At 71.3% G+C, this 26,275-nt stretch carries 20 protein-coding genes and 1 other RNA gene; 6 read left to right on the top strand and 15 right to left on the bottom strand.

Annotation, left to right across the window (positions count from 1 at the left end; all coding sequences use genetic code 11):
* Positions 1-226: 226 nt before the first annotated feature.
* From AOQ37_RS27565 to AOQ37_RS27545, 5 genes are all read right to left on the bottom strand, one after another.
* Positions 227-1,402, bottom strand: coding sequence for a uroporphyrinogen-III synthase (locus AOQ37_RS27565; protein ID WP_062647977.1), 1,176 nt, complete (start codon positions 1,400-1,402; stop codon positions 227-229).
* 99 nt (positions 1,403-1,501) lie between these two features.
* Positions 1,502-2,896 (bottom strand): nitrate/nitrite transporter, encoded by a 1,395-nt coding sequence (locus AOQ37_RS27560; RefSeq protein WP_062647976.1) that lies wholly within the window; start codon positions 2,894-2,896, stop codon positions 1,502-1,504.
* Between the two features lie 310 nt (positions 2,897-3,206).
* Positions 3,207-4,535: an acyltransferase family protein gene (locus AOQ37_RS27555; RefSeq protein WP_062647974.1), complete on the bottom strand. Its 1,329-nt coding sequence runs from the start codon at positions 4,533-4,535 to the stop codon at positions 3,207-3,209.
* Positions 4,535-6,658, bottom strand: a complete 2,124-nt coding sequence (locus tag AOQ37_RS27550; protein ID WP_078890385.1) for a bifunctional polysaccharide deacetylase/glycosyltransferase family 2 protein — start codon at positions 6,656-6,658, stop codon at positions 4,535-4,537. The genes AOQ37_RS27555 and AOQ37_RS27550 overlap by 1 nt, the downstream gene beginning before the upstream one ends.
* An 865-nt stretch (positions 6,659-7,523) precedes the next feature.
* Positions 7,524-8,345 (bottom strand): hypothetical protein, encoded by an 822-nt coding sequence (locus tag AOQ37_RS27545; protein ID WP_062647973.1) that lies wholly within the window; start codon positions 8,343-8,345, stop codon positions 7,524-7,526.
* Positions 8,346-9,046: 701 nt separating this feature from the next.
* Here AOQ37_RS27545 and AOQ37_RS27540 point away from each other — a divergent pair.
* The 5 genes from AOQ37_RS27540 to AOQ37_RS27520 are packed head-to-tail and all read left to right on the top strand — an operon-like array spanning position 9,047 to position 15,465.
* Complete coding sequence (locus AOQ37_RS27540; protein ID WP_062647972.1) at positions 9,047-10,360, top strand: extracellular solute-binding protein; 1,314 nt, start codon at positions 9,047-9,049, stop codon at positions 10,358-10,360.
* Positions 10,357-11,322 (top strand): carbohydrate ABC transporter permease, encoded by a 966-nt coding sequence (locus AOQ37_RS27535; protein ID WP_062647971.1) that lies wholly within the window; start codon positions 10,357-10,359, stop codon positions 11,320-11,322. The genes AOQ37_RS27540 and AOQ37_RS27535 overlap by 4 nt, the downstream gene beginning before the upstream one ends.
* Positions 11,319-12,149 carry a carbohydrate ABC transporter permease gene (locus AOQ37_RS27530; protein WP_062647970.1) on the top strand — a complete coding sequence of 277 codons (831 nt, stop codon included), beginning with the start codon at positions 11,319-11,321 and terminating at the stop codon, positions 12,147-12,149. The genes AOQ37_RS27535 and AOQ37_RS27530 overlap by 4 nt, the downstream gene beginning before the upstream one ends.
* 29 nt (positions 12,150-12,178) lie before the next feature.
* Positions 12,179-14,449, top strand: coding sequence for an alpha-xylosidase (gene yicI / locus AOQ37_RS27525; protein ID WP_062647969.1), 2,271 nt, complete (start codon positions 12,179-12,181; stop codon positions 14,447-14,449).
* Positions 14,449-15,465, top strand: coding sequence for a LacI family DNA-binding transcriptional regulator (locus tag AOQ37_RS27520; protein ID WP_062647968.1), 1,017 nt, complete (start codon positions 14,449-14,451; stop codon positions 15,463-15,465). The genes yicI and AOQ37_RS27520 overlap by 1 nt, the downstream gene beginning before the upstream one ends.
* On the opposite strand, the gene AOQ37_RS27515 is transcribed toward AOQ37_RS27520, so the two are convergent.
* The 6 genes from AOQ37_RS27515 to ftsE form a co-directional block, all read right to left on the bottom strand.
* On the bottom strand, positions 15,452-15,814 hold the full coding sequence (locus AOQ37_RS27515; protein ID WP_062647966.1) for an immunity protein CdiI family protein: 363 nt from the start codon (positions 15,812-15,814) through the stop codon (positions 15,452-15,454). The two genes, AOQ37_RS27520 and AOQ37_RS27515, sit on opposite strands and share 14 nt — an antisense overlap.
* Positions 15,815-15,900: 86 nt before the next feature.
* Positions 15,901-16,287, bottom strand: a transfer-messenger RNA (tmRNA) gene (gene ssrA, locus AOQ37_RS27510).
* Positions 16,288-16,445: 158 nt separating this feature from the next.
* On the bottom strand, positions 16,446-16,994 hold the full coding sequence (gene smpB, locus AOQ37_RS27505) for an SsrA-binding protein SmpB (RefSeq protein ID WP_062647964.1): 549 nt from the start codon (positions 16,992-16,994) through the stop codon (positions 16,446-16,448).
* Between the two features lie 93 nt (positions 16,995-17,087).
* Positions 17,088-18,260 (bottom strand): S41 family peptidase, encoded by a 1,173-nt coding sequence (locus AOQ37_RS27500; protein WP_078890384.1) that lies wholly within the window; start codon positions 18,258-18,260, stop codon positions 17,088-17,090.
* A gap of 67 nt (positions 18,261-18,327) precedes the next feature.
* The gene (gene ftsX, locus AOQ37_RS27495; RefSeq protein ID WP_062647960.1) at positions 18,328-19,245 is read right to left on the bottom strand and encodes a permease-like cell division protein FtsX; all 918 of its coding nucleotides are present in this window, start codon (positions 19,243-19,245) and stop codon (positions 18,328-18,330) included.
* 60 nt (positions 19,246-19,305) lie between these two features.
* On the bottom strand, positions 19,306-19,995 hold the full coding sequence (gene ftsE / locus AOQ37_RS27490; RefSeq protein WP_020132390.1) for a cell division ATP-binding protein FtsE: 690 nt from the start codon (positions 19,993-19,995) through the stop codon (positions 19,306-19,308).
* 236 nt (positions 19,996-20,231) lie between these two features.
* Here ftsE and AOQ37_RS27485 point away from each other — a divergent pair, with 236 nt between their 5' ends.
* Positions 20,232-20,426 (top strand): hypothetical protein, encoded by a 195-nt coding sequence (locus AOQ37_RS27485; RefSeq protein WP_062647958.1) that lies wholly within the window; start codon positions 20,232-20,234, stop codon positions 20,424-20,426.
* An 87-nt stretch (positions 20,427-20,513) separates the two neighbouring features.
* Here the strand turns inward: AOQ37_RS27485 and AOQ37_RS27480 are convergent, their stop codons facing one another.
* The 4 genes from AOQ37_RS27480 to AOQ37_RS27465 form a co-directional block, all read right to left on the bottom strand.
* On the bottom strand, positions 20,514-21,389 hold the full coding sequence (locus AOQ37_RS27480) for a hypothetical protein (protein ID WP_062647956.1): 876 nt from the start codon (positions 21,387-21,389) through the stop codon (positions 20,514-20,516).
* 271 nt (positions 21,390-21,660) lie between these two features.
* Positions 21,661-22,767, bottom strand: a complete 1,107-nt coding sequence (gene prfB, locus AOQ37_RS27475; RefSeq protein WP_062647954.1) for a peptide chain release factor 2 — start codon at positions 22,765-22,767, stop codon at positions 21,661-21,663.
* Positions 22,768-22,949: 182 nt separating this feature from the next.
* Entirely contained in the window at positions 22,950-24,203 is a 1,254-nt protein-coding gene (locus AOQ37_RS27470; RefSeq protein WP_062647952.1) for a serine/threonine-protein kinase, read from the bottom strand.
* Positions 24,204-24,438: 235 nt separating this feature from the next.
* Positions 24,439-26,145 (bottom strand): serine/threonine-protein kinase, encoded by a 1,707-nt coding sequence (locus tag AOQ37_RS27465; RefSeq protein WP_062647950.1) that lies wholly within the window; start codon positions 26,143-26,145, stop codon positions 24,439-24,441.
* Positions 26,146-26,275: the final 130 nt, after the last annotated feature.

The raw sequence follows: 26,275 nt of genomic DNA, 5'->3' as shown, positions 1-26,275 counted from the left end.
ACGAGACCCTTCCGTCCACCGCCGGCCGAGAGGCACCGCCCGGGAATGCGCCCCCACAGCGCCGACGCCGGACGCCGATCACCGACCCGCCGGCCGGAAAGGACGCGACCCTTCCGTCCACCACCGACCGAGGAGCACCGCCCGGCGATCCGTCCGAGGCGGGGATCAGGGGCAGCAGCGGCCCCCGGTGACGGCCGAACCGGCTCCGGGGCCGACGCCAGCGCGCCTACTCGTCGGCGTACTTCGCGTCCGCCGCCGGGTCCAGGGCCAGCCGGTACCCCCGCTTCACCACCGTCTGGATCAACTTCGGCGCCCCGAGGGCCGTCCGCAGCCGGGCCATCGCCGTCTCGACGGCGTGCTCGTCCCGCCCGGCGCCGGGCAGCGCCCGCAGCAGATCCGAGCGCGGCACGACCCAGCCGGGCCGCCGGGACAGCGCCCGCAGCAACGACATCCCCGCCGGAGGCACCGGCTTCAGACACCCGTCCACCAGCACCGCGTGGCCCCGGATCTCCACCCGGTACCCGGCGATCGGCAGCGTCCGTGCTCGCGAGGGCAGTTCCTGGCACAGCAACTGCACGAGCGGTCCGAGCCGGAACCGCTCCGGCTGGACGGTGTCCACGCCCCGCGCCTGGAGCGGCAGCGCGGTGACCGGCCCCACGCAGGCGGGCAGCACGTCGTGGGCGAGGGCGGCGAGCAGCTCGGGCAGCAGCCCGCGTTCCTCCGCGCGCGACAGGAGGGAGGCGGCGGCGGGCGCGGAGGTGAAGGTGATCGCGTCCAGCCCGCGGGAGACGGCGGCGTCGAGAAGCCGGTCGAGCGGCGAGACGTCCTCCGGCGGCATCCACCGGTAGACGGGCACCCCGACCACTTCCGCACCCGCGACCCGCAGCGACTCCACGAACCCGGGCAACGGCTCCCCGTGCAGCTGGACGGCGACCCGGCGCCCGTCGACGCCCTCCTCCAGCAGCCGGTCGAGCACCTCTGCCATGGACTCGCTGGACGGCGACCAGTCCTCCGTCAGCCCGGCGGCCCGCACGGCGCCCTTGACCTTGGGGCCGCGCGCCAGCAGTTCGACGCCGCCGAGCCGCTCGAGCAGTTGCTCCCCGAGCCCCCAGCCGTCGGCGGCCTCGACCCAGCCGCGGAAGCCGATGGCCGTGGTGGCGACCACGACGTCCGGCACCTGGTCGATGAGGTCCTTCGTGGCGGCGAGCAGCTCACCGTCGTCGGCGAGCGGCACGATCCGCAGGGCGGGCGCGTGCAACACCGCCGCTCCCCGCCGCTGGAGCAGCGCACTGAGCTCGTCGGCCCGGCGCGCGGCCGTCACGCCCACGGTGAATCCCGCGAGGGGCCCGTGCTCGACGGCTCCCTGGGGGCCGGCGTCGGATCGCTGCTGTTGCTCGTACATCACTCTCGTCCCGCTCGAGTCCCGTTTGCACCTACATGCCGACGAGCCTGTCAACGGTGCGTGACAGGCTCGGTTCGGCCACGTGTCGCCGGTGTTACGTCACACCTCGGCGTAGCTGAGCTGCTGCTTCGCCTCGGAAGCGGTGCTTCCTGCCGTGATCCTGCCGGACGGACGCCGAAGGTATACGGCCCAGGTGACCCCGAAGCACGCCGCGTAGAAGGCGAGGAAGGCGACGAAGGCGCCGGTCCCCGAACCGTAGGACAGGAAGGACTGACGGAAGGCCAGGTTGATCGCGACACCGCCGAGCGCGCCGACCGCGCCGATCAGCCCCATGGACGCGCCGGACAGACGCCGGCCGTAGGCGGCCGCCTCCTCGCCCTGAAGTCCCCTGGCCACGGCCTTCGCCTGGAAGATGCCGGGGATCATCTTGTACGTCGAGCCGTTGCCGAGGCCGCTGAGCACGAACAGCACCACGAAGACGGAGACGAAGAGCGGCAGCGACTTCTGCATGCTGGCGAAGACCAGGACGGCGGTGGCCGCGGCCATGCCGACGTAGTTGTACAGGGTGATGCGGGCACCGCCGTAGCGGTCGGCGAGCCAGCCGCCGACGGGCCGGATCAGGGAACCGAGCAGCGGGCCGATGAAGGTGAGGTAGGCGGCCTGGAGGGGCGTCCGGCCGAACTGGTTCGTCAGCACCTGCCCGAAGGCGAAGCTGTAGCCGATGAAGGAACCGAACGTGCCGACGTAGAGGAAGGACATGATCCAGGTGTGGACGTCCTTCGCGGAGTCGATCGCGGCACCCGTGTCGTTCTTCACCGAGGCCAGGTTGTCCATGTACAGCGCCGCCAGGGTGGCCGCGACGACGATGAGCGGGATGTAGATCCCCAGCAGGACCCTCGGCCCGCCGCTCGCGCCGATGACGGCGAGGGCGATCAGCTGGATGACCGGCACGCCGATGTTTCCGCCGCCCGCGTTGAGCCCGAGCGCCCACCCTTTCTTACGGAGCGGGAAGAAGGCGTTGATGTTCGTCATCGAGGAGGCGAAGTTGCCGCCGCCGATGCCGGCGAGCAGGCCGACCAGGAGGAACGTGCCGAAGGAGGTTCCCGGGTCCATCACCGTGAACGCGGCGATCGTGGGGATCAGCAGCAGACCGGCGGAGATGATCGTCCAGTTCCGGCCGCCGAAGACCGCGACGGCGAAGGTGTACGGCACGCGGACGACCGCGCCGACCAGCGTCACCATCGACGTGAGCAGGAACTTGTCGGCCGGGGTGAGGCCGTACTCCGGGCCCATGAAGAGCACCAGCACGGACCACATCGTCCAGATCGAGAACCCGATGTGCTCGGAGAGGACGGAGAAGACGAGGTTGCGACGGGCGATCTTCTCGCCCTTGTCGTTCCAGAAGGCCTCGTTCTCCGGGTCCCACTCCTCGATCCAGCGGCTCCCCTGCTTCGCGGGGGGCGGCGATGCGGGGGCTGTACTCGGGGCTGTCATGACGCCTCCACGGTGCTCCGGGGCTCGGGTGGTTCGGGGGGATGAGCGGTGATGAGTCCCGAAGGTAGGGAGGGCGCGTTTCCGCGCTGTGGCTGTGGGTGACCGGAAAGGAACGTTGCTCTCACCTTGCGTGGAGGGCCGGTGAGAGGTCGCGCGCCGCGCTCGCCGCCGGGAGCGTCCCGCGCGGGGGCGGGACGGCCGCCGGGGTGGGCGGTCCCGCGGCCGCACCGCGCGGGGGCGGAACGGCCGCGGGGGTGAGCGGCCCCACGGCCGCCCACCCCCGTCCGATCACCGACCCGACCCGGCGCGGTCAGGCCCGGTGCGCCGCCGCCCGTCCGTCCGGCCACAGGCGTGGCCTGCGGCGGGCCGCCAGGTCCTCCACCCAGCCGAAGCAGAGCACACAGGCCGCCGTGAGCAGCCAGACGGCCGGCAGTTGCGGCCAGGGACTCGTCAGGACCCAGGCCGCGTTCGCCTCCAGCCAGGAGACCCCCCACAGCCGGTCCCACAGGGCCTCCACGATCCCGATGCACACGTTGTGCCACAGGTAGATCGTCACGGCCCGCGAATTGAGCAGGGTGATCAGCCGGTCCCAGCGGCGCAGCGGGGCCGGCCACTCGGACCAGGACGGGCTGATGTGCAGGAGCAGCAGCACCGCGGCGAAGGACCACAGGGACTGGGCGAAGGGCATGTCGTCCAGGTCGTGGCCCTCCTTGAGGTCATGGGCCAGGGTGTACCAGAGGCCGATTCCCGCCACCGCGGGCGCCAGGGACGGCACCACGTAACGCGGCAGCCGGCGCAGGACGCCCTCCTGGTGCGCCATGCCCAGCAGCCAGCACGCGCCGAACGCGCCGAAGTCGCTGAGCTGGGCCTCGAGCCGCCAGCCCGGCACCGACAGCGCGCCGAACTCCAGGGCGGCGGACAGCGCCACGGGCGCGAGGATCGTCGGCCACGGCAGCCGGCGCAGGGCACGCAGCAGCAGCGGGGAGAGCAGCACGAACCAGAGGTAGGCGCGGATGTACCACAGGGGCACGCCCATGTCGGCGGCCCAGCCGTCGCTGATCAGCCCGTGCACGCCGGGCAGGCTCTCGCCGTACGGCGGGTCGCTCAGCGGCAGGATCCAGTAGGCGAGGTGGAGCCACCACCAGCCGGGGTGCCCCTCCTCGTCCGGGCTCCAGCCGGCCGCCAGCATGCCCGTGACGCCGACCGCGCCCAGCAGCCACAGCGGGGGCAGCAGCCTGCGCAGCCGGCCCCGGACGACACCCGGCGCGGGGCGTCGGGCCAGCGAGCGGGCCATGAGGTTGCCGGCGAGCGCGAACATCACGCCCATGGAGGGGAAGACGACGGGCAGCCAGGCCCAGCCCATCAGGTGGTAGAAGACGACCCGGAAGAGGGCGACCGCCCGGAGCAGGTCGAAGTAGCGGTCCCGCCCACCGCCCTTCTGCCCGGCACTGCGCGGTTCGGCACCCCGCTGCTCGGCATCCCGCTGATCCTGACCCTGCTGTTCGGGACCGTGCCGATCCGAACCCTGCTGATCCGAACCCTGCCGCTCCGAACCTTGCTGATCCGGCGCGGTGGTCCGGGTCCGCGGGAGGGGCAGTTCGGGCAACTCGGCCGTGGCGTCCGTCGGGTGGGTGCTCATCAGGCCGCTCCTCCGTCCGCGGTCGCCACCGCGCCGGGCGGCGCCGCCACCTGGCCCTTGCGGCGGAGTTTCTGCCAGCGCAGCCGGCCGCCGGTGAGGGCGGTGATCCAGGACTGGAGCAGGACGATGTACATCAGCTGGCGGTACAGGAGCTGCTGGAGCGGGAGGGAGATGAGGGGGGTGAGCCGCTCGCGGTCCAGGACGAAGGCGTACGCCGCGCAGCCCGCCTGGACGGCGAGGACACCGAACCAGGCGGCGATCGTCTTGCCGGTCGGGCCGAACAGCAGACCGTAGACGAGGAACAGGTCGATGAGCGGGGCGAGGAGCGGGGCGACGACCATGAAGAGGGAGACCAGCGGGAGGCCGACGCGGCCGAAACGGCCCGACGGCCCGCTCTCGACGAGGGCGCGGCGGTGCTTCCAGATCGCCTGCATGGTGCCGTAGCACCAGCGGTAGCGCTGGGACCACAGCTGCTGGACGGACTCGGGCGCCTCGGTCCAGGCGCGCGCCTTCTCCGCGTACACGACGTGCCAGCCGTCCCGGTGGATGGCCATGGTGATGTCGGTGTCCTCGGCAAGCGTGTCGTCGCTCATGCCGCCGACCCGGTCGAGCGCGCTGCGGCGGAACGCGCCGACGGCTCCCGGAATGGTGGGCATGCAGCGCAGGACGTCGTACATGCGGCGGTCGAGGTTGAAGCCCATCACGTACTCGATGTGCTGCCAGGCGCCGATCAGGGTGTCCTTGTTGCCGACCTTGGCGTTGCCGGCGACCGCGCCGACCTTCGGGTCGGCGAAGGGCTGGACGAGTTCACCGACCGTGGAGGGCTCGAAGACCGTGTCGCCGTCCATCATCACGATGAGGTCGTGGCGGGCGTTGGCGATGCCCCGGTTGAGGGCGGCGGGCTTGCCCGCGTTGAGCTGGCGGACGACACGGACGCCGGGCAGGTGCAGGTCCTCGACGATCCGGGCGGTGCCGTCGCTGGAGCCGTCGTCGATGACGACGATCTCGATCGGGTGCTCGCTCTTCATCAGCGAACGCACCGTGCTCTCGATGCACTTGGCCTCGTTGTACGCCGGGACCAGCACCGACGCGGGTTCGGTGACGGGCGCGTCGGGGCCCCAGACGAAGCCTTTGCGGCGGGTACGGCGGGTGTGGATCGCGGAGAGCAGGAGCATCAGCCCGAAGCGGGCGAAGACCAGGACGCCGATCACGGCGAGGCCGACGACCAGGACGGCGGTGATGTCGTCGGAGGCCTCGACCAGGAAGACCCAGGCCTTGCCCTTCCACAGGTCGAGGCCGGTGACCGGGGTGTGCGCGCTCGGCGCCGCCAGCGCCCCGGTGAGGTTCTCGAACGTGTAGCCCTGGCGCTGGAGTTCGGGGAGGTAGGTGTCGAGGGCCCGGACCGTCTGGTGACGGTCGCCGCCGGAGTCGTGCATGAGGACGATGGCGCCCTTGCCGCCCTGCGGCGTGGAGTTGCGGATGATCTCCTCGACGCCGGGCCTGCGCCAGTCCTCGCTGTCGGCGGTGGTGAAGACGGTGAGGTAGCCGCGGGTGCCGACGAACCGGGTGACCGGCCAGGAGGCGTTGTCGAGGGCGTCCGTGCTGGAGGAGTAGGGCGGCCGGAAGAGCGACGTCCGGATCCCGGCGGCGCCCGCCAGGGCCAGCTGGTTCTGGGTGAGCTCCCAGTCGATGCGCTTCTTCGACTGATAGGAGAGGTCGGGGTGGTTGAAGGTGTGCAGCCCGATCTCGTGGCCCTCGTCCACCATCCTCCGCACCAGGTCCGGGTAGCGGGAGGCCATGGTGCCGGTGATGAAGAAGACGGCGTGCGCGTGGTGCTTCTTCAGGACGTCGAGGACCTCGGGGGTCCACTTCGGGTCGGGTCCGTCGTCGAAGGTGAGCACGATCCGGTGGTCCGGCACGTCCAGGCTGGTCTGCTGCCCGTTCCGGGTGTCGACGACCGGTCCGCCGTCGAGCACCTCCTGCGGCACCTTGTCCGCGGCGGCCTCGGGGCGGATGCGGTAGTCGGCGAGGATCTCGCTGTGCACGTAGCCGCGCAGCATCAGCATCGCCATCATCGCCAGGAGTACGACGAGCGGCAGCAGGTGACGCAGCCGGAGCGACACCAGGCGCCGGCGTTCGGGGGACGGCGGCGCGGCGTGCGCGGAGCCGCCGGAGGCATGCCCGGGGGCCCTGCCCCGCCCCGGCCGCGGGCCGGACCGCCGCCCGGAGGACCGGCGCCCGGCGCCGCGTGGGCCGCCGGCCGGCTCACCTCCTGACGCGTCCCCCGTCGACGGTGGGGCGGACGCGGCGTGACCGCCGGACGAGTGCGCGGGCTGCCCGACAGCTGACCGTCGGGTCGAGCGGCGGCTGGTACGTGGTGCCATGAGAGGTGGTTCTCCGGGGACGAGGTCGGGCGAAGGTACGCGCCGCGAGCTGGAGCGGCGAGGAGCGAGCACCAGGGCATCGCTGACAGGATGCGGACTTCATGTGCCGGGCGCCGGTGCGCAGGAGCGTTCGGAGCGTCGGGGCAGTGGCGCCCGGGCCGTCGTGCCGGGTGTGCCCGGGCGGTTGAGCCTGATGCGGTCGGGCGGTTGAGCCTGATGTGCCCGGGCGGTTGAGCCTGGTGCGGTCGGACAGTTTGGCCAATGTGGTCGGGCGGTCGTGCCGGTGCGGTCGGGCCGTTGAGCCTGATGCGGTCGGACGGTCGTGCCGGGTGCGCCCGGGCGGTTGAGCCTGATGTGGTCGGGCGGTCGTGCCGGCCGGTCACACCGGACCGGTCGCGGCGAGGCGGCCGTGCCGACCCGCCCAGCACGACCGTCGGCAGCTCGGCGAAGCGGGGTCGCTCACCACGACCGGGGTCGCCGCCACCGCGGTCGCCGCAAGCCTGTTCACCCGAGCCCGTCCCCGGCGGCGGACCCCACCGCGCCGGGAACGGTGACGCCGTGGGGTCCGTCGGCCGACGACTCTCACAGGTCCGCACGGGTCCGTTCAGGCCGCCGGGCTCGATGCCGCCGGGACCGGTTCGGGCGGGCCGTCGGCGACCGTGGTGGAGGCCCCTCCGGCCGGGGACGGTTCGGAGGACGCGGAGGGGGAGGCGGCGGGCGAGGACGCGGGCGGTGGCGAGGACGCCGGCGGCGGTGCGACCACCGGACCGCTCGGGCCGGGCACCGAGGGAGCCGTGGCGGTGGGGCCGGTGCTGGGGCGGGCGGCGCCGCTCGCGGAGGGCCGCGCCGCCGCGGGCGCTCCGCTCGACGGAGCCGCGCTCCCCGACGCGCCCGGCGCCTTGCTCGCGCCGGGCTTGCCCGACATCGCGCCGGAGACACCGGTGGTGGCGCCCGCGCCGCCCGGGAGCCCGCCGCCGGGAAGCCCCTGGAACGGGCTCGCGGACGGGTCGGGCGTCGACGTGCCCTCCACCTCGCCGGCCGCCGGCTTGTCGTCGGCCCGGCCCGGCACGGGTACCGGCAGCCAGGGAGCGCCCGCGTTGCCCGAGAGCAGCGCGGCCACGATGACGACCGCGTACGCCCCGCAGGCGGTACCCACCACGATGCCGATGCGGCGGAACGTTCGACTGCGCCGGCCCGACTCGTCGACGAACACCGGGACGTCGGAGGCGGCCTCCGGGCCGTCGGGTCGCCCCTTCTTCAGGGAGTCGAGCTGGACGGTCACCTCGGCCGGGTCGCTGCTGTCCCCGTCCGCACCGCCGGGCTCCTCGCCCCAGGGGTCGCGGAGATCGCTCGACCGTTCGTTTTCGGAAAGACCGTTCGAGGTGTCCGAGGCCGGCAGGAGACCGCTTTCACGCGGTACGTCCATCAGTGACCTGTATCTGGTGCTCTCTCCCGCCGAGGACGCCAGAGGCTGCCCCGCGACCCCGGCCAGGCTCTGGGATCCCGCCCCCGTGACCGGCACGTCCCGGGTCGGCGATGCCGGCTCAGGCCACTCCGGTTGGGCGTCTTCCCGCCAATTCTTCATGTACGTACTTCCCCCCACGCAACTGTTCCGGGTGCGCCGACGACCATGAGCGCACGCCGATGAACCGGGCCCCCACCCAGCTCTCGCGCCCCATTTATCCCATTGCGCTCAGGTCTACGAATCTAGCGCAGGCTTGGGCCCTGTGTTCGCGATGTGTCATACATGGACAGAATTCACGCCCTTGTCCATGGCTGAAAACCACCCCTGCTCACACCTCGGCGGTCGCACTCGATCACCGCGATCACGAAAGTGACCTCTCGATGTGCATCACGGATCAAGATGGTCAGCACCTTTCGCCGCACAAGTGACATACAGGGGCAAAGGCGCAGCTCCGGGAGGGTGCCAGAGAGCCGTCCCAGGCATGGCCGGAAAGTTCACCGGCACCGACACCGTGTCGCCCGCTTTCCCCACCCGCCCCATTGACGTGACCACAGCAGCCACATAACTTCCCCCGTCGAAGCGCTTCGACGTCACCCATCGAATCGATTCGATGGACGCACAGTGACGCTCTCGGATCCATCCGACTCCCCCGGAGGCACAGGATGTTGACGGCACGAAGGCGTGTGAGGACACGACGGGCGACGGCGGGCGCGGCGGCGGTCCTCGCCGGCTCACTGCTCCTGACCTCCTGCGGCGGCTCGGACGGCGGCGGCACCTCCGACGCCAGGACCCTGCGGCTGTGGCACTACGAGGCACCGAACAGCGCGATGGGCGTGGCCTGGACGGCGGCGGTCAAGGAGTTCGAGGCCCAGCACCCGGGCGTGAAGGTGGAGTTCGAGGAGAAGAGCTTCGACCAGATCCAGAAGACCGCCCCCATGGTCCTCAACTCCTCCGACGCACCCGACCTCCTGGAGTACAACAAGGGCAACGCGACGGCCGGTCTGCTCTCCAGGCAGGGGCTGCTCACCGACCTGTCCGCCGAGGTGACGAAGCGCGGCTGGGACAAGCTGCTCAGCCCCGGCGTGCGCACCACCAGCCGGTACGACACCAACGGCGTGATGGGCTCCGGCAAGTGGTACGGGGTGCCCAACTACGCCGAGTACACGATGGTCTACTTCAACAAGGACCTGTTCGCGAAGTACCGGCTCGCCGAACCGAAGACGTTCGACGACCTGGTCGCGGCGATGGACACCTTCGCCGGGAACGACGTCACCCCGCTCGCCAACTCCGGCGCCGAGTACGTCGCCCAGCAGTACGTCTACCAGCTGGCCCTGTCGAAGGCGGACCGTTCCTGGGTCGACTCCTACGAGCTGTACCGGGGGAAGCCCGACTTCCACGACGCGGCCTGGACATACGCGGCGGACACCTTCGCCGACTGGGTGAAGAAGGGCTACATCGGCAAGAGCTCGACCAGCGCCAAGGCCGAGGACGCGGGCGTCTCCTTCCTCCAGGGCAAGGCGCCGATCCTGTTCTCCGGCAGCTGGTGGTACGGCCGCTTCCAGGACGAGGCCACGTTCGACTGGGGCACCACCCTGTGGCCCGGCGCGAACCTCTCCCCGGGCTCCGGCGGCAACCTCTGGGTGGTCCCCGAGAGCGCCCGCAACAAGGAACTCGCCTACGACTTCATCGACATCACCATGTCGAAGAAGATCCAGAACCTGCTCGGCAACACGGGCGGCGTCCCGGTCGCGGCGGACACCGCCGCCATCACCGACCCGAAGTCCAAGGAGCTCATCGCCCAGTTCGACACCCTGTCCGGGCGCGACGGCCTGGCCTTCTACCCCGACTGGCCGGCCCCCGGCCTCTACGACGTCCTCGTCTCGGAGACCCAGAAGCTGATCACCGGCAGCGAGGGGCCGGACGGCTATCTGGACGCGCTGCGCAAGGCGTACGACAAGGGCGTGCCGAAGACATGACGGTGACCGTCGAACGCGGCGGGCGGGTGACCGGCAAGCGGGACGGGGCGGTCCGCCCGCGCCGCGCCCGTGACCCCTACGTCCTGTTCCTGCTGCCGGGGGCCCTCGCCTTCCTCACCGTGGTCGTCGTCCCGTTCCTGATGAACACCGGGGTGAGCCTCACCGACTGGCAGGGAGTCGGCCGGCCCGAGTGGACCGGGGCGGCCAACTACCGCGAGCTGATGGGCGACGCGGAGTTCTGGGAGAGCTTCCGGCACAGCCTCTTCATGGTCGTCGCGATGGCGGCGCTGCCCACGGCGATCGGACTGGTCCTGGCGGCCGCCCTGTTCGACCACGTCGGCAAGCACTTCGGCAGCCGGACGGCGGCGGTGCTGCGGGCCTGCTTCTACCTCCCGCAGGTGCTGCCCGTCGCGGTCGCCGGCATCGTGTGGAGCTGGATCCTCGCCCCCGACGACGGCTCGCTCAACGCGCTCCTCCAGGCCGTCGGTCTCGGCTCCTGGCGACAGGACTGGCTCGGCGATCCCGACCTGGCGCTCTGGAGCGTCATGGGCGTGATGGTGTGGGTGCAGCTCGGCTTCCCGCTGGTCGTCTTCATGGCGGGGCTGGAACGCGTCGACCCGCAGCTGTACGAGGCGGCCGAGCTGGACGGCGCCGGCTGGTGGCGGCGTTTCCTGCACATCACCCTGCCGCAGATCCGCCCGGAGACGTACGTCGTGCTGACCTGGTGCACGATCGCCGCGCTGAAGGTGTTCGGCGCGGTGTACGTCCTGACGAAGGGCGGCCCCGGCGGCGCGACGAACGTGCCCTCGTACTTCTCCTTCGCCACGTTCTTCGAGAAGACGCAGGTGGGCTACGGCGCGGCGATCTGCACCGTGCTCACCATGATCATCCTCGCCCTCTCCCTGGTCGGTCTGCGGCTTCAGACCCGGGCGGAGGACGCGGAGGAAGGACTGCGGACATGAAGGCCGTGCGGGCCCTGCGCCGCTACCCGGTCCTGGCGGCCCTCTGCCTGGCCGCCCTCTTCATGATCGTCCCGTTTCTGATCGTCGCCGTGAACGCGGTCAAATCCCCGGCGGAGTACTCGCGCGACGGCCCGCTGAGCCTGCCCGACGGTCTGTACCTGGACGGCCTGCGGGATTTCTGGGAGCGCGTCGACTACAGCCGCAAGCTGCTGAACTCGGTCCTGATCAGCGGCTCGGTGGCGGTCGGGGCCGTGGTCCTGTCGGTGCTGAACGCGTACGCGATCGGCATCGGGCGGATCAGGGGCCGGACCTGGATCCTGGCCTTCTTCGTGCTGGCCGACATGCTTCCGCAGGAGGCGCTGGTCTATCCGGTCTACTACCTGAGCAAGCAGGCCGGCCTCTACGACACCCGGCTCAGTGTGATCATCGTCTTCACGGTGATCCAGGCGGCCTTCGGCACCTACCTGCTCTCCTCCGTACTGAGCCGGTTCCCGCGCGAGATCATCGAGGCGGCCCGGATCGACGGCGCCGGCACCTGGCAGGTGCTGTGGCGGATCGTCGTCCCGGTCAGCCGCCCCACCCTCGGTGTGCTGCTGGTCTTCTTCTTCGTCTGGACCTGGAACGAGTTCCTGCTCCCGCTGGTCATGCTGATCTCCAACGACAACCAGACCGTGTCGGTGGCCCTCGGCGTCCTCCAGGGGCAGCGCCTGATGGACGCCACGATGACCGACGCGGCCGCCCTCCTCGGCGTGCTCCCGGCCCTCGTCTTCTTCCTCGTCTTCCAGCGGACCCTCACCCGCGGCATCGCCGTGGGCGCCGTGAAGTAGTGCGGACCGAGCAGTAAGGACCCCCACCGATGAAGTTCACCGACGGTTACTGGCTGCTGCGCGAGGGCGTCACGGCGGCCCACCCGGCCGAGGTCCTCGACGTCGTCGAGGCGGACGGCGTCCTGGAGATCCACGCGCCGACCCGGCCCGTCCGCGGCCGTGGCGACCTGATGACCGGACCGGTCATGACGATCACCGCCCACACCCCGATGCCCGACGTCGTCGGCCTCACCCTCACCCACTTCACGGGCGAGCGGCCCCGCGAGCCGTCCTTCGGCCTCACCGGGGCGAAGACCGCTCCCCTGCTCTCCCACGACGACGCGTACGCGACCCTGACCTCCGGCGAGCTCTCCGTGAGGGTCGCCCGCTCCGGCCCCTGGCACGTGGAGTTCCTCGCCCACGGCCGCACCCTCACCTCCAGCGGCCCCAAGGACATGGGCATCCTGCGGGACGCGGCCACCGGCGGCCACTACCTGCGCGAGCGGCTCGACCTGGGGGTGGGGAGCTGCGTCTACGGCCTCGGCGAACGCTTCGGCCCGCTGGTCAAGAACGGCCAGGTCGTCGACATCTGGAACGCCGACGGCGGCACGGCGACCGAACAGGCCTACAAGAACGTGCCGTTCTACCTCACGGACGCCGGCTACGGAGTCTTCGTCGACCACCCGGGCAAGGTGTCCTTCGAGGTCGGCTCGGAGACCGTGTCCCGGGTCCAGTTCAGCGCCGAGACCCAGGAGCTGACGTACTACGTCATCCACGGCCCCACCCCGAAGGACATCCTCCGCAAGTACACCGCCCTCACCGGCCGCCCCGCCCTCCCGCCCGCCTGGTCGTTCGGCCTGTGGCTGTCGACGTCGTTCACCACCTCCTACGACGAGGAGACGGTGACCTCCTTCGTCGAGGGCATGCGCGAGCGCGGACTCCCGCTCTCCGTCTTCCACTTCGACTGCTTCTGGATGCGCGAGTTCCACTGGTGCGACTTCCGCTGGGACCCCCGGGTGTTCCCCGACCCGGAGGGCATGCTGACCCGACTGAAGGCGAGGGATCTGCACGTCAGCGTGTGGATCAACCCGTACATCGCCCAGCGCTCGCCGCTCTTCGCGGAGGGCAGGGAGCTCGGCCATCTGCTGAGGCGACCGGACGGGAGCGTCTGGCAGTGGGACCTGTGGCAACCCGGCATGGCCCTCGTCGACTTCACCAGTCCCGCCGCCCGCGACTGGTACGCGGCCAAGCTGGAGGCGCTGCTCGCCCAGGGCGTCGACTGCTTCAAGACCGACTTCGGCGAGCGCGTCCCGCTCGACGTGACCTGGTCCGACGGCTCGGACCCGGAGCGGATGCACAACTACTACACGTACCTCTACAACCGCACCGTCTTCGACGTGCTGCGCGAGCACCGGGGCGAGGAGGAGGCCGTCGTCTTCGCGCGGTCGGCGACCACCGGCAGCCAGCGGTTCCCGGTGCACTGGGGCGGCGACTGCGAGGCGACCTACGCGTCGATGGCGGAGTCGCTGCGCGGCGGGCTGTCGTCGGGCCTGTCCGGGTTCGGCTTCTGGAGCCACGACATCGGCGGCTTCGAGGGCACCCCGGCACCGGCGCTGTTCAAGCGCTGGCTGGCCTTCGGCCTGCTGTCCTCGCACAGCAGACTGCACGGCAGCTCCTCCTACCGGGTGCCCTGGCTGTTCGACGAGGAGTCGGTCGACGTGGCCCGGCACTTCACCCGGCTGAAGCTGCGGCTCATGCCCTATCTGTACGAGGCCGCCCGCGTCGCCCACGAGGAGGGCACCCCGGTGATGCGGGCGATGGTGCTGGAGTTCCCGGCGGACCCCGGCTGCGCCCACCTCGAACGGCAGTACATGCTCGGCCCGGACTTGCTGGTCGCGCCGGTGTTCAGCGACGCGGGCGACGTGACGTACTACGTCCCCGAGGGCACCTGGACCCACTACCTCACCGGGCGGACGGTGACCGGGCCGCGCTGGGTGGCGGAACGCCACGGGTTCCTCGGCCTGCCGCTGCTGGTGCGGCCGGGCGCGGTGCTCCCGGTCGGCGCCCGCGCCGACCGGCCGGACTACCCGCACGCCGACGGGGTCACCCTGCGCGCCTATGGCCTGGAGCGCGGCGCCCAGGTGACGGTACGGGTCGGCGAGGCGGCCTTCACCGTCGTACAGGAGGGGGACACCCTGCGGGCGTCCGCGAGCGACCCCTCGACGCCCTGGGCGCTGGCGGCCGGGGACCGGGTCGCGCGGGCGGCGGCGGGCACCGGATTCCTGACCCTGGAGACCCCGGACGAGGGAGAGCGGGTCTGATGGCGAAGATCACCGATGTGGCACGGCACGCCGGGGTCTCCCCCAGCACGGTGTCGTACGCGCTGAGCGGCAAGCGGCCGATCTCCGACGAGACCCGGCGGCGCGTGGAGGAGGCCGCCCGCGCGCTCGGCTACCGCCCGCACGCGGGCGCCCGGGCCCTGGCCAGCAGCCGCTCCAACGTGCTGGCACTCGTCGTGCCGCTGCGGGCCGGCATCCATGTCCCGGTCGTCATGCAGTTCGTGGTGTCGGTGGTGACGGCGGCCCGGCGGCACGACCACGACGTACTGCTGCTGACCCAGGAGGAGGGCGAGGAGGGGCTGCGCCGGGTCGCGGACACGGCCCTGGTCGACGCCCTGATCCTGATGGACGTCCAACTCCACGATCCACGGCTGTCGTTGCTGCGCTCCCTGGAGCGGCCGTCCGTGATGATCGGTTTCCCGCTCGAGGCCGACGGGCTGACCTGCATCGACCTCGACTTCCGGGCGGCGGGCGAGCGGTGCGTGGAGCACCTGGCGCAGCTCGGGCACCGGGTGGTGGGGCTGGTCGGGTCGCCGCCGGAGGTGTACGTGCGCGGAACGGCCTTCGCGCAGCGCGTGGTCCAGGGATTCACCGCGGCCGCCGACCGCGCCGGGCTCGCCTCCGCGGTCCACCCCTGCGAGGCGACACCGGCCGCGGCCCGCCGGGTGGCGGAGCGGCTCCTGCGCGAGCAACCCGCGCTGACGGGGGTGGTGGTCCACAACGAGGCGGTCCTGGAGCCCCTGATCGACGCGTTCGAGCAGCTGGGCTTGCGGGTTCCCGCCGATCTGTCGGTCACGGCGATCTGCCCGGACGAGCTGGCCGCGGGGCTCCACGTGCCCGTCACCTCCGTCGCACTGCCGTCGGCGGAGGTGGGTGAGCGGGCGGTGGGGCTGCTGATGCGCAAGCTCGACGGCGGGACCGTACCCGAGGCGACCCTGCTGCCGCCGGCGCTGACCCTGCGGGCGAGCACCGCGCCCCGGACGGTCAGTCCACGCTGACCGGGTTGCCGAGGCGGGTCCCCAGCAGCGCGCAGGACACGCCCTGGACGCCTTCGTAGGCGACGGTCCGGCCGGGGGCGAGTTCCCGGGCGAGGCGTTCGGCGAGCGTCTCGCCCTCCTCGTGCAGGCGCAGGAAAGCGGCGTCCCAGCGGAGGTCGTCCCGGTCGGCGAGCCAGGTGTTCATGGCCGCGTCGATACCCCTCGCCCAGGCGGACAGGTCGGCGACCAGTGCGTCGGACAGACCGAGGGCGGCCCGGGAGTCGTCCGGGGCGAAATCGTCGTAGAGACCCCTGCGGAGAGGGTGCGCACGGTATTCGCCCAGGAGCGTGATGTGCGGCGGGTCTTCCACCGGGCCTCCCTCTTCACGACGTCGTACAGCCGACACGACAAGAACCCCGCCGCTCGGGAGCGACGGGGTTCCTGTTCACATGGGATGAGTGGAGATGGCGGGAATCGAACCCGCGTCCAACGGTGCAGAATCAGGGCTTCTCCGTGTGCAGTTCGCTGTGATTTTCTCGGCCCCGGTGATCACGCGAACAAGTCGCCGACGGGCCCAGTCACTGTTTGATTTCCCATCCGACCCCGTGACCGGGCCAAATGGTTTAGTTCCCTAGATTATGCCAGGATCCGGGCCGGGAACACTCCCGGGCTGACACCCTTTAGGGTCCTACATCACTGCTTATTAGGCAGCGAGAGCGTAGGACTGGGAATCGCTCTTGGTATTGGCGATTATTTTTTGCGACATATGGTTTACGAGATCATTGCCGCTTCCTCGACACGCTTCCCCTGCTTCAACAGTCGCTGTCGAAACCGATCATCCCCATGTTGATTTTTCAATCCCTCCGAAGAGGGCCCCTCCGGAGAGGGCTTCGTGCCTGCTGTGCGGCACAGGTGCCATCGTACGTGACCAACGCACGACGATGCCACTGTATTCCCGGGGGTCCCGGGTGCGGCGGGCGCGGCGGCCGCGCGCGGGGCGGCTAGGCGTGCCGCTGCCTCCGCTTCGCCGCGGCGATCACCCGCTCCGTCTCCCGGCGGTCCTGCTGCTCGCGCAGGGTCTGCCGCTTGTCGTACTCCTTCTTGCCGCGCGCCAGCGCGATCTCGGCCTTCGCCCGGCCGTCCTTGAAGTAGATGGCCAGGGGCACGATCGTGTGCCCCGTCTCCTCGGACTTCACCGCCAGCTTGTCGATCTCCTCGCGGTGCAGCAGCAGCTTGCGCTTGCGGCGCGCGGAGTGGTTCGTCCAGCTGCCCTGGAAGTACTCGGGGATGTGCGCGGCGTGCAGCCACGCCTCGTTCCCCTCGATCTGGACGAAGCCGTCGGTCAGCGAGGCGCGGCCCTCGCGCAGCGACTTCACCTCGGTGCCGGTGAGGACGAGGCCGGCCTCGTAGACGTCGACGATCGCGTAGTCGTGCCGGGCCTTCTTGTTCTGCGCGACGATCTTGCGCTTGCCGTCCTTGGCCTTGCCGGACGCGGCCGCCCCGCCCTGCTTCGGCTGGGACTCCTTCGGTACGTACATTCCCTTGCTCATAGTCCCGCCATTTTCGCACCCCGAGGCCCGCCGAGGGAAAGCCGATTACGCGGCGGCCGCACCGCGCCCCCTCGGGGCTCGCTCAGGACACGCTCAGGGGACGTCCCCGAGGCCGCTCAGCACGGTCTCGGCCCGCTCCAGCGCCCCGTCGTCCGCCTCCAGGTCGGGGGTGATGCCCCGGCCGTCGACCCCGTGCCCGGAGGGGGTGCGGTAGTGCCCGACGGTCAGCTCGGCGACGGAGCCGTCGGGCAGCCGGCTCGGCATCTGGACCGAGCCCTTGCCGAAGGTGCGGGAGCCCACGACGACCGCGCGGCCACGGTCCTGGAGGGCGCCGGTGAGCAGCTCGGCGGCGCTCATCGTGCCGCCGTCGACGAGGGCGACCAGGGGGCTGGTGGTGTCGCCGCCGCCCTCTGCGTGCAGGGCGCGCTGGTCGCCGTCGACGTCGTAGGTGGCGACGAGGCCGCCGTCGAGGAAGGCGGAGGCGGTGGAGACGGCCTCGGTGACCAGGCCGCCGGAGTTGCCCCGCAGGTCGAGGACGATCCCGGCGCCGGCCGGGGTCCGGCGGACGGCGCTGCGCACACTGTCACCGACCCCCTTGGTGAACGCGGCGACGGTGATCACGGTGGTGTCGTCGGACAGCCGGTGGACGGTGACGGAGTCCGTGGACAGGAGCGCCCGGCGCAGGGTCTCGGTCCACGCGCGCGTGCCGCGCTCCAGGCCGAGACGGACGCTGCTGCCGGCGGTCGCGCCCTTGGTGTCACCGCGCAGTAAGGAGACGACGTCGGTGACCGGGAGCCCTGCCACGGACCGTCCGTCGACGCTGCGCAGCCGGTCGCCCGCGCGGACCCCGGCGACGGCCGCGGGCGAACCCGGCTGCACCTTGGTCACCTCGATCCGGCCGTCCCGGTCGCCCCGCGCCTCCAGGCCGACGCCGGTGTACCTGCCGTCGAGGGACTCCTCGAAGTCCTCGTACTCGCCCTCGGAGTAGACGGCCGCCCAGCGGTCCCCGCTGCGGCTGACGGCGCGCTCGGCGGCCTCCATCGGCGACTTGCCGTCCGCGGCGGCCTCCTCGGCGGCCCGCGTCACGTCCTCGGAGCGGCCCACGGGGGAAGGGGCCGCGCCCGAGGCGCGGCGGCCGCCCGCCCCGGGGTCACCCGGCAGGGATCCGGTGGCGGCACCGGCGACGAGCACGCTCGCGAACACCAATGTCAGGGCGGCCCCGCGGCCGAAACGGCGGGGCTGACAGAACAGGTCACGGCCTGACATGGCGGTGAGTCTAGGGGAACGCGAAGGGCCGCACGGTCGGTTGACCGTACGGCCCGCGGGGCGTGCGTCACACCTTCAGGTACTTGCGCAGCGCGAAGAACGCGGCCAGCGCGGGCATCAGCAGGCTCGTGGCGAGGATGAGCGGAAGCTTCGTCAGCACCGCGTCCCAGCCGATGAAGTTGATCAGATTCAGCTTCTCGGACAGGGCCAGACCGTTGTCGATGATGAAGTAGCGGGCGATCACCAGGAACCCGCAGGCGACCGTGCCGCCGATCAGCCCGGCGACCGCCGCCTCCGCGATGAACGGCGCCTGGATGTAGAAACCGGAGGCGCCGACGAGCCGCATGATCCCCGTCTCCCGCCGCCGGCTGAAGGCCGAGACGCGCACGGTGTTGACGATCAGCATCAGCGCCACGACGAGCATCAGCGCCATGACCGCCCGCGCCGCCCAGTTCATGCCGTTGAGCAGCCCGAAGAGGTTGTCCAGGATGCCCTTCTGGTCCTGCACGGACTGCACGCCGTCCCGCCCGTCGAAGGCGGTCGCGATGACCTGGTACTTCTCCGGGTCCTTCAGCTTGATGCGGTACGACTCCTGCATCTGGTCCGGCGTGAGGGAGCTGGCCAGCGGGGAGTCGCCGAACTGCTCCTTGTAGTGCTTGTACGCGTCGTCCTGCGACTCGTACGTCACCTTCTCGACGACCCCCATCTTGTCGAGGTCGGTCTTGATCTGCTTCTTCTGGTCCGTGGTGACCGCGCCCTTGGCGCAGTTCGGGTCGGACTCGGCGTCGCTCTTGTTGCAGAGGAACACCGAGACGTTGACCTTGTCGTACCAGTAGCCCTTCATGGTGCTGACCTGGTCGCTCATCAGGAGCGACCCGCCGAAGAGCGCCAGGGACAGGGCGACGGAGACGACGACGGCGAAGGTCATCGTCAGGTTGCGGCGGAGACCGACGCCGATCTCCGACAGTACGAACTGGGCGCGCATGGCGAGTTGTTCAGGCCTTTCCGGGGACGTCCGCGAGGGCGGGGGCGATGGCGGGGGCGGTCAGTGCTGGTAGCCGTAGACGCCGCGCGCCTGGTCGCGGACGAGGCGGCCCTGCTCCAGCTCGATGACGCGCTTGCGCATCTGGTCCACGATGTTCTGGTCGTGCGTGGCCATCAGCACGGTCGTGCCCGTCCGGTTGATCCGGTCGAGCAGCTTCATGATGCCGACGGAGGTCTGCGGGTCGAGGTTGCCGGTGGGCTCGTCCGCGATCAGCAGCTTGGGCCGGTTCACGAAGGCCCGCGCGATGGCGACGCGCTGCTGCTCACCGCCGGACAGCTCGCCGGGCATCCGGTCCTCCTTGCCGCCGAGCCCGACGAGGTCGAGCACCTGCGGCACGGACTTGCGGATCTCGCCCTTCGACTTGCCGATGACCTCCTGCGCGAAGGCGACGTTCTCCGCCACCGTCTTGTTCGGCAGCAGCCGGAAGTCCTGGAAGACCGTCCCCAGCTGGCGGCGCATCTGCGGCACCTTCCAGTTGGAGAGGCGCGCGAGATCCTTGCCCAGGACGTGCACCTGACCGTGGCTCGTGCGCTCCTCGCGGAGGACCAGCCGCAGGAAGGTGGACTTGCCGGAGCCGGAGGATCCCACGAGGAACACGAACTCGCCCTTCTCCACCTCGAGGGAGACATCCCTGAGTGCGGGGCGGGTCTGCTTGGGGTAGACCTTGGAGACGTTGTCGAATCGGATCACGGATGCACCACGGGTCGCCGGGGGTAGATGAGCGTGACCATACGCGAACCGGGGAGGGCGGCGCAGGCGTCGCGAGGGGTTGAGTGGGGCTTGTGCGTTTTTGTACGGGACTTTGTACGCCCCCCGCTCTCCGGGGGAGCCGCGCGGGCCCCGGAGGAACCTGGCACAGTGAAGGGGGAACGTTCCCGTTCCCCGAAGCGTTGTGTACGTGGAACCGGTGCAAGGAGGGCGAGCGCATGACGTACGACCGGCTGGTGTGCGCTAACTGCGCCGCGCCCGTGAGCGAGGGCCGGTGCCCGGTGTGCCGCGCGAACCGCGAGCGGATGCAGCAACAGGACAACTTCTTCGCGGGGCTGAACCCGATGGCGCTGATCGCGCTGCTCGCGGTGCTGGTCGCGGCGCTGGCGCTGCTGGCCCACCAGACCGCGTAACCGCCGAACACGCAGACGAAGGGGCCCGGAGCTGGCTGCTCCGGGCCCCTTCGCGTGTACGTCACGTACGGACGCGACTACCTGGCGTCAGGCAGCGGCGCCGTCACGGCCGGCCGCGAGGCGCGGCAGCACACGGAAGCCGATGCCGCCGGCGATCATCGTGGCGGCGCCGATGATCAGGAACGTGGTCTGACCGGCACCGGTCTCGGCGAGCTCCTTGCCACCACCCTGCGCGCTGGTGTCGGCGGCGGCGTCCGAGGTGTCGGTCAGCGCGGAGCTGCCCTCCTCCTGGGTGGAGGTGCCGTCGGTGTCGGTACCGCCGGTGGTGCTCGACCCACCGGTGCTGCTGGAGCCGCCGGTCGAGTCGTCGCCGCCGGTGGTGGAGGAACCGCCGGTGGTCGAGCTGCCACCGGTGGTGGAGGAACCGCCCGTGGTGGTGCCGCCGGTGGTGGAGGAACCGCCGGTGGTCGAGCTGCCACCGGTGGTGGAGGAACCGCCCGTGGTGGTGCCGCCGGTGGTGGAGGAACCGCCCGTGGTCGAGCTGCCACCGGTGGTGGAGGAACCGCCCGTGGTGGTGCCACCGGTCGTGGAGGAACCACCCGTGGTGGTGCCACCGGTCGTGGAGGAACCACCCGTGGTCGAGCCGCCGCCCGTGCTGGACGTTCCACCGACCGAAGCCGTGCCACCGACGGAAGCCGTGCCACCGACGGAAGCCGTGCCACCGACGGAGGCGGTGCCGCCGGTCGAGGAGCTGCCGCCGGTGGAACCCGTGCCGCCGGTCTCGCACTCCGGGGTGACGATGATGGTGCAGTCGTCCTCGCCCTCCATGGGGACGATCGTGCTCGTGTCCACCAGAGCGTCATCATCGGCCGAGGCGACGCCGGCGACCGTCAGCGAGGCGCCCGCGGCGATCACGGCGCCGGCGGCTATGCGCGCGAACCGGATCCGCGTCTTCTTGGTCATATAACTGCTACCCCCAGTAGCTGAATCGTCGATGAGGCCGCGTCCGGGGCCGTGATCGACGGAGGTAGCTGAGACGCAGCTGAAGCCCCCCGGTTCACATGCGCCCCGGAGATACGCATGCCACACTGCACCTTCCCCACTTTTCAAAGCATCGTCAAGGTCGTTGCGTACGCAATGTCCAAGTCGGGGCGCTTTGCGCGACGTTGGTGCTGTGAATGTGATGAAAAAAGCAACCGCCCCTGAATCAGGGGCGGTTGCCTTGTCGACAAAGTTACTTCTCCTGCTGCTTGCGCCAGCGAATTCCGGCCTCCAGGAAGCCGTCGATCTCTCCGTTGAACACGGCCTCGGGGTTACCGACCTCGAACTCGGTACGCAGGTCCTTGACCATCTGGTACGGGTGCAGGACGTACGAACGCATCTGGTTTCCCCAGGAGTTGCCGCCGTCGCCCTTGAGCGCGTCCATCGCGGCCTGCTCCTCCTGGCGGCGCCGCTCGAGCAGCTTCGCCTGGAGCACGTTCATCGCGCTCGCCTTGTTCTGGATCTGCGACCGCTCGTTCTGGCAGGAGACGACGATGCCGGTGGGCAGGTGGGTGAGGCGCACCGCGGAGTCGGTGGTGTTCACGCCCTGGCCGCCGGGACCGGAGGACCGGTACACGTCCACCCGCAGCTCGGACTCGTCGATCTCGATGTGGTCGGTCTGCTCGACCACGGGAAGGATCTCGACGCCCGCGAAGGAGGTCTGCCGACGCCCCTGGTTGTCGAAGGGCGAGATCCGCACGAGCCGGTGCGTGCCCTGCTCGACGGAGAGCGTGCCGTAGGCGTACGGGACCTGCACGGAGAAGGTGGTCGACTTGATGCCGGCCTCTTCGGCGTACGACGTCTCGTAGATCTCGGTCTTGTAGCCCTTCTGCTCCGCCCACCGCAGGTACATCCGCTGGAGCTTCTCCGCGAAGTCGGCGGCGTCGACGCCACCGGCCTCGGCACGGATGTTCACCAGCGCCTCGCGGGAGTCGTACTCACCGCTGAGGAGCGTGCGGACCTCCATCTCGTCCAGCGCCTTGCGCACCGAGGTGAGCTCGGACTCGGCCTCCGCGAGGGTGTCCGGGTCGTCCTCCTCCTCGGCCATCTCGAACAGCACGGCGAGATCATCGATCCGGCCGCGCAGCGCGTCCGCCTTCCTGACCTCGGCCTGGAGGTGGGACAGCTTGCTGGTGATCTTCTGCGCCTCGTCCGGGTTGTCCCACAGGGACGGCGCGGCCGCCTGCTCCTCGAGCACGGCGATGTCTGCCCTCAGCTTGTCGAGGTCCAGAACGGCCTCGATCGACTCCATGGTCGAGGAGAGGGACTTGAGCTCTTCGGATACATCGACGACTGCCACGCCTCCAGCCTAACGGACCCGGCATCCGAGCCCGCCCGGCCTCGACCGCCGAGCCCCGGCGGGCAGGTCCCGGTCCGCCCGACGCGGCCCGCCCGGCCCCGGTCGGCACCGCACAGCCCGTCCGGCGATCGAGGACGGGGCCCCTTCGGCGCAGAGCGGCGGCCGGCGGCGGCAGCCCGGGGTCAGGGAGACGCCGGAGCCGAGTTCTTCGTGTCCTGCGGGGTCGCCCCCGCGTCGTCGCCGGAGGTGGCCGCCCAGGTGCCGATGCCCGCCGCGGCGACCAGTGCCACCGCGGCCGCGCCCAGCGTGATCCGGCGCCGCCGGGTGGCGGAACGGTTCCGTGCCGAGCCGGGGCGGGGGGCGCCGGCCGCCCTCGGCACCCGTGCCGTGCCGTGGGCGCCGCCCGCCAGCTCGTCCGGCGCGGGCACCCGCATCGACGTGTGGGTGTCCCGGTTGGAGTCCGGTTTCGCGCCGGGCACCAGCGGGACCGAACCACGCCGCACCCGCCCGGCGGGAGCCGTGGGCGAGGACACGGAGGGCGCGGTCTCCGCCGGCTCGCCCTCCCCCTCCTCCTGCTCCGGGTCCGGCTCGTCGACGTCCAGCGGCGGCATCCCGGCCAGCGTCGGCAACTGCTCGCGCAGCCGGGCCGCCAGCTCGGAGGCCCGCAGCCGGGACGCCGGCGCCTTCGCCAGGCACTGCACGAGAAGCTGCCACAGCTCGTCCGTGATGCCGGGGAGCGGGGCGACGGACTCCGTGACGTGCCGGCGCAGCACCGCGCCGGGGTGGCCGCCGCCGAACGGCGTGAAGCCCGCGAGGAGCTCGTACAGCACGGTCGCCAGGGCGTAGATGTCCACCGAGGCACGCGGCGGCAGGCCCTCCACGATCTCCGGGGCCAGGTAGTCCGGCGTGCCGATGATCTTGGTGGCGCGGGTCCGTTTGGGGGTGTCGATCAGTTTCGCGACGCCGAAGTCGGTCAGCAGCGCGCGGTGCGAGCCGCCGGGGCCGAGCGGGCCCTGCATGTCGAGCAGGATGTTCTCGGGCTTCACGTCGCGGTGCACGATCCCGGCCGCGTGCGCGGCGGCCAGTCCCTCGGCGATGTCCGCGACGATCGCCACGGCGGCCTCGGGCGCGAGCCGCCGGTCGCGTTCGAGCCGGGTGCGCAGGTCCGTGCCGCGGACGAGGTCCATGACCAGGGCGAGGTCGTTGCCGTCGACCACCAGGTCCCGTACGGACACCACGTGCGGGTGCTCCAGGCCGAGCAGGGCCGTGCGCTCCTGCACGAAGCGGCCCACGAGCTCCTCGTCGGAGGCGAGGTCCTCGCGCAGCAGCTTGACGGCGACGGGCCCGTCCGGTCCCTCGCCCAGCCACACCGTGCCGGCGCTGCCCCGTCCCAGGATCTGGTGGGCGGTGTACCGGCTGCCGATCTTCCGTGCCAAGGCTGCTCCTACAGACGCGTGTTGCCCATCAAAGTACGCGTCCGAGGAGCCAACCTTCACCGCGGAGACGGAAATCACCCGCCGGATGTCGACAAGTACACAAACTCGCGGTCAGGACCGGAGCCCTCACCGGTCGTGGACGCTCCGATCGCCGGTGCTCCGGTCGCCGACGCTCCGATCGCCGGTGCTCCGGTCGCCGACGCTCCGATCGCCGACGCTCCCGGTCGCCGGTGCCTCAGTTGCCGGTGCCGCCCGTGCTGCCGCCGCCGGTCGAGTCGGCCAGGTCGCCGATCCAGCCGGTGACGTCGTTGAACCAGCCGCTGATCAGCTCCCAGTAGTTCTTGCCGGTGCCGATCCAGCCCTGGAGCGGGCTCAGCTCCCAGATCAGCCAGCCGGCCACGAACAGGATGACGATCGTGAACAGGCAGCCCTTCAGGCAGCCCAGTCCGGGGATCTTCATGGGGTTGGCGCTGCGCTGTCTCGGCTCCCGCGGCTGCCGGGGCGCGGGCTCGGGCCGCTGCCTCGGCTGCTGCTGGGGCGGCGCCGAGTACCGCTGGGGCTGCGGCTGCTGCTGCGGCGCGTACTGCTGCTGCGGCGGCTGCCCCGGGTACCCGTAGCCGGGCTGCTGCTGCGGACGCTGCTGAGGCCGCTGGTTGTGCTGGTTCTGGTGCTGCTGGGGGTACGGCTGCTGCGGCTGCTGCTGGCGGGAGACCTGCCGCTGCGGGCGGCGGCGCAGCGGGTCGTCGCCGGGGTCGAGGTACTGCTGGACCTGCGTCGGCTCGTTGCGGTCGCGGGCGGCCCGCATCTGGTTCTGCCAGGGATGCGGCTGTTCGGGCGACTGCCCCTGCTGCCCCTGCTGGTGCGGCGGCACCGGCGGCAGGACGGCGGTCGGGTCGGCGGCACCCGGCGCGCCCCCGCCGGTGTGCGGCAGCACGGCGGTGGGGTCGGCGGCGCCGGCGGGACCGCCCGTGTGCGGCAGGACGCTGGTCGCGGCGTTCGGGTCGTAGCCGCCGCCCGGCACGGTCGCGGGCGCCGGGTCGGGGGCGAGCAGATGGCCGACGCCGTCGGCGGCGGCGATCTGCATCGAGTTCGCGTGCACGCCGATGCCCTCGGCGACGATCCGCAGCCCGCGCGCGAGGTTCTCGGCGCTCGGCCGGTCGTCGGGGTTCTTGCGCAGGCAGCGCTCGATGACCGTCCAGAGCGGGTCGGGGACCGTGGACGGGCGGCGCGGCTCGGCGTTCAGGTGCTGGTGGAGGACCTCGAGGGCGGAGCCGCCGGAGAACGGCGGACGCCCGGTGACCAGCTCGTACAGCAGGATGCCGGCGCCGTAGATGTCCACGGCCGAGGTCTGCGGGCGGCCCTCGGCGGACTCCGGCGCGACATACGCGGGCGTGCCGACGAATTCGCTGGTCCGGGTCAGTCCCGGGGAGTCGGCGAGGCGGGCGATGCCGAAGTCGGTGAGCAGCGGGTGCATCTGCCCGCCGTCCTGCCGCAGCAGGACGTTGGCGGGCTTCAGGTCGCGGTGCACGACGCCGTCGGCGTGACTGGCGGCGAGCGCGTCGGCGACCTGGGCGGTGAGCAGCGCGGCGGCGACGGGCGTGAAGGGGCCGTTCTCGCGCAGGTAGCGGTGCAGGTCGGGGCCTTCGACGAGGTCCATGACCAGCGCCAGCAGATCGCCCTCGACGACCAGGTCCCGGACCCGGACGATGTTCGGGTGGGTCAGGCGCAGCAGCACGGACCGCTCGCGCAGGAAGCGCATCACGACGTCGGGGTCGTTCGCGAGCTCCTCCTTGAGGACCTTGATCGCGACGGTCTCGCCGGGCTGGCCGGCCACGGCCGCCTCGGCGCCCGCGGTCTCGCGCTGGCGGGCTCGCCAGACGGTGCCCGTGGCGCCGCGTCCGAGCGGCTCCTCGAGCAGGTACTTGCTGCCGACTGGCCGCACGTCACGCGCTCCCTGCTGCTTGCTTGGCTGTCCTGTCCGTGTTCCGACCCACTGTAGTGCCGCAGTGCGGACACGGGGCTGTCGTCTTTATCCGAAGGAAAGACGCTCGACGTGGTCGTCCTGGTTGCCG

This window comes from Streptomyces maremycinicus (genome assembly GCF_001184025.1).
Classification (GTDB): Bacteria; Actinomycetota; Actinomycetes; order Streptomycetales; family Streptomycetaceae; genus Streptomyces; species Streptomyces maremycinicus.
The sequence above is the reverse complement of the archived record's forward strand: the minus strand, read 5'-3'. Positions and strand labels throughout refer to the sequence as shown.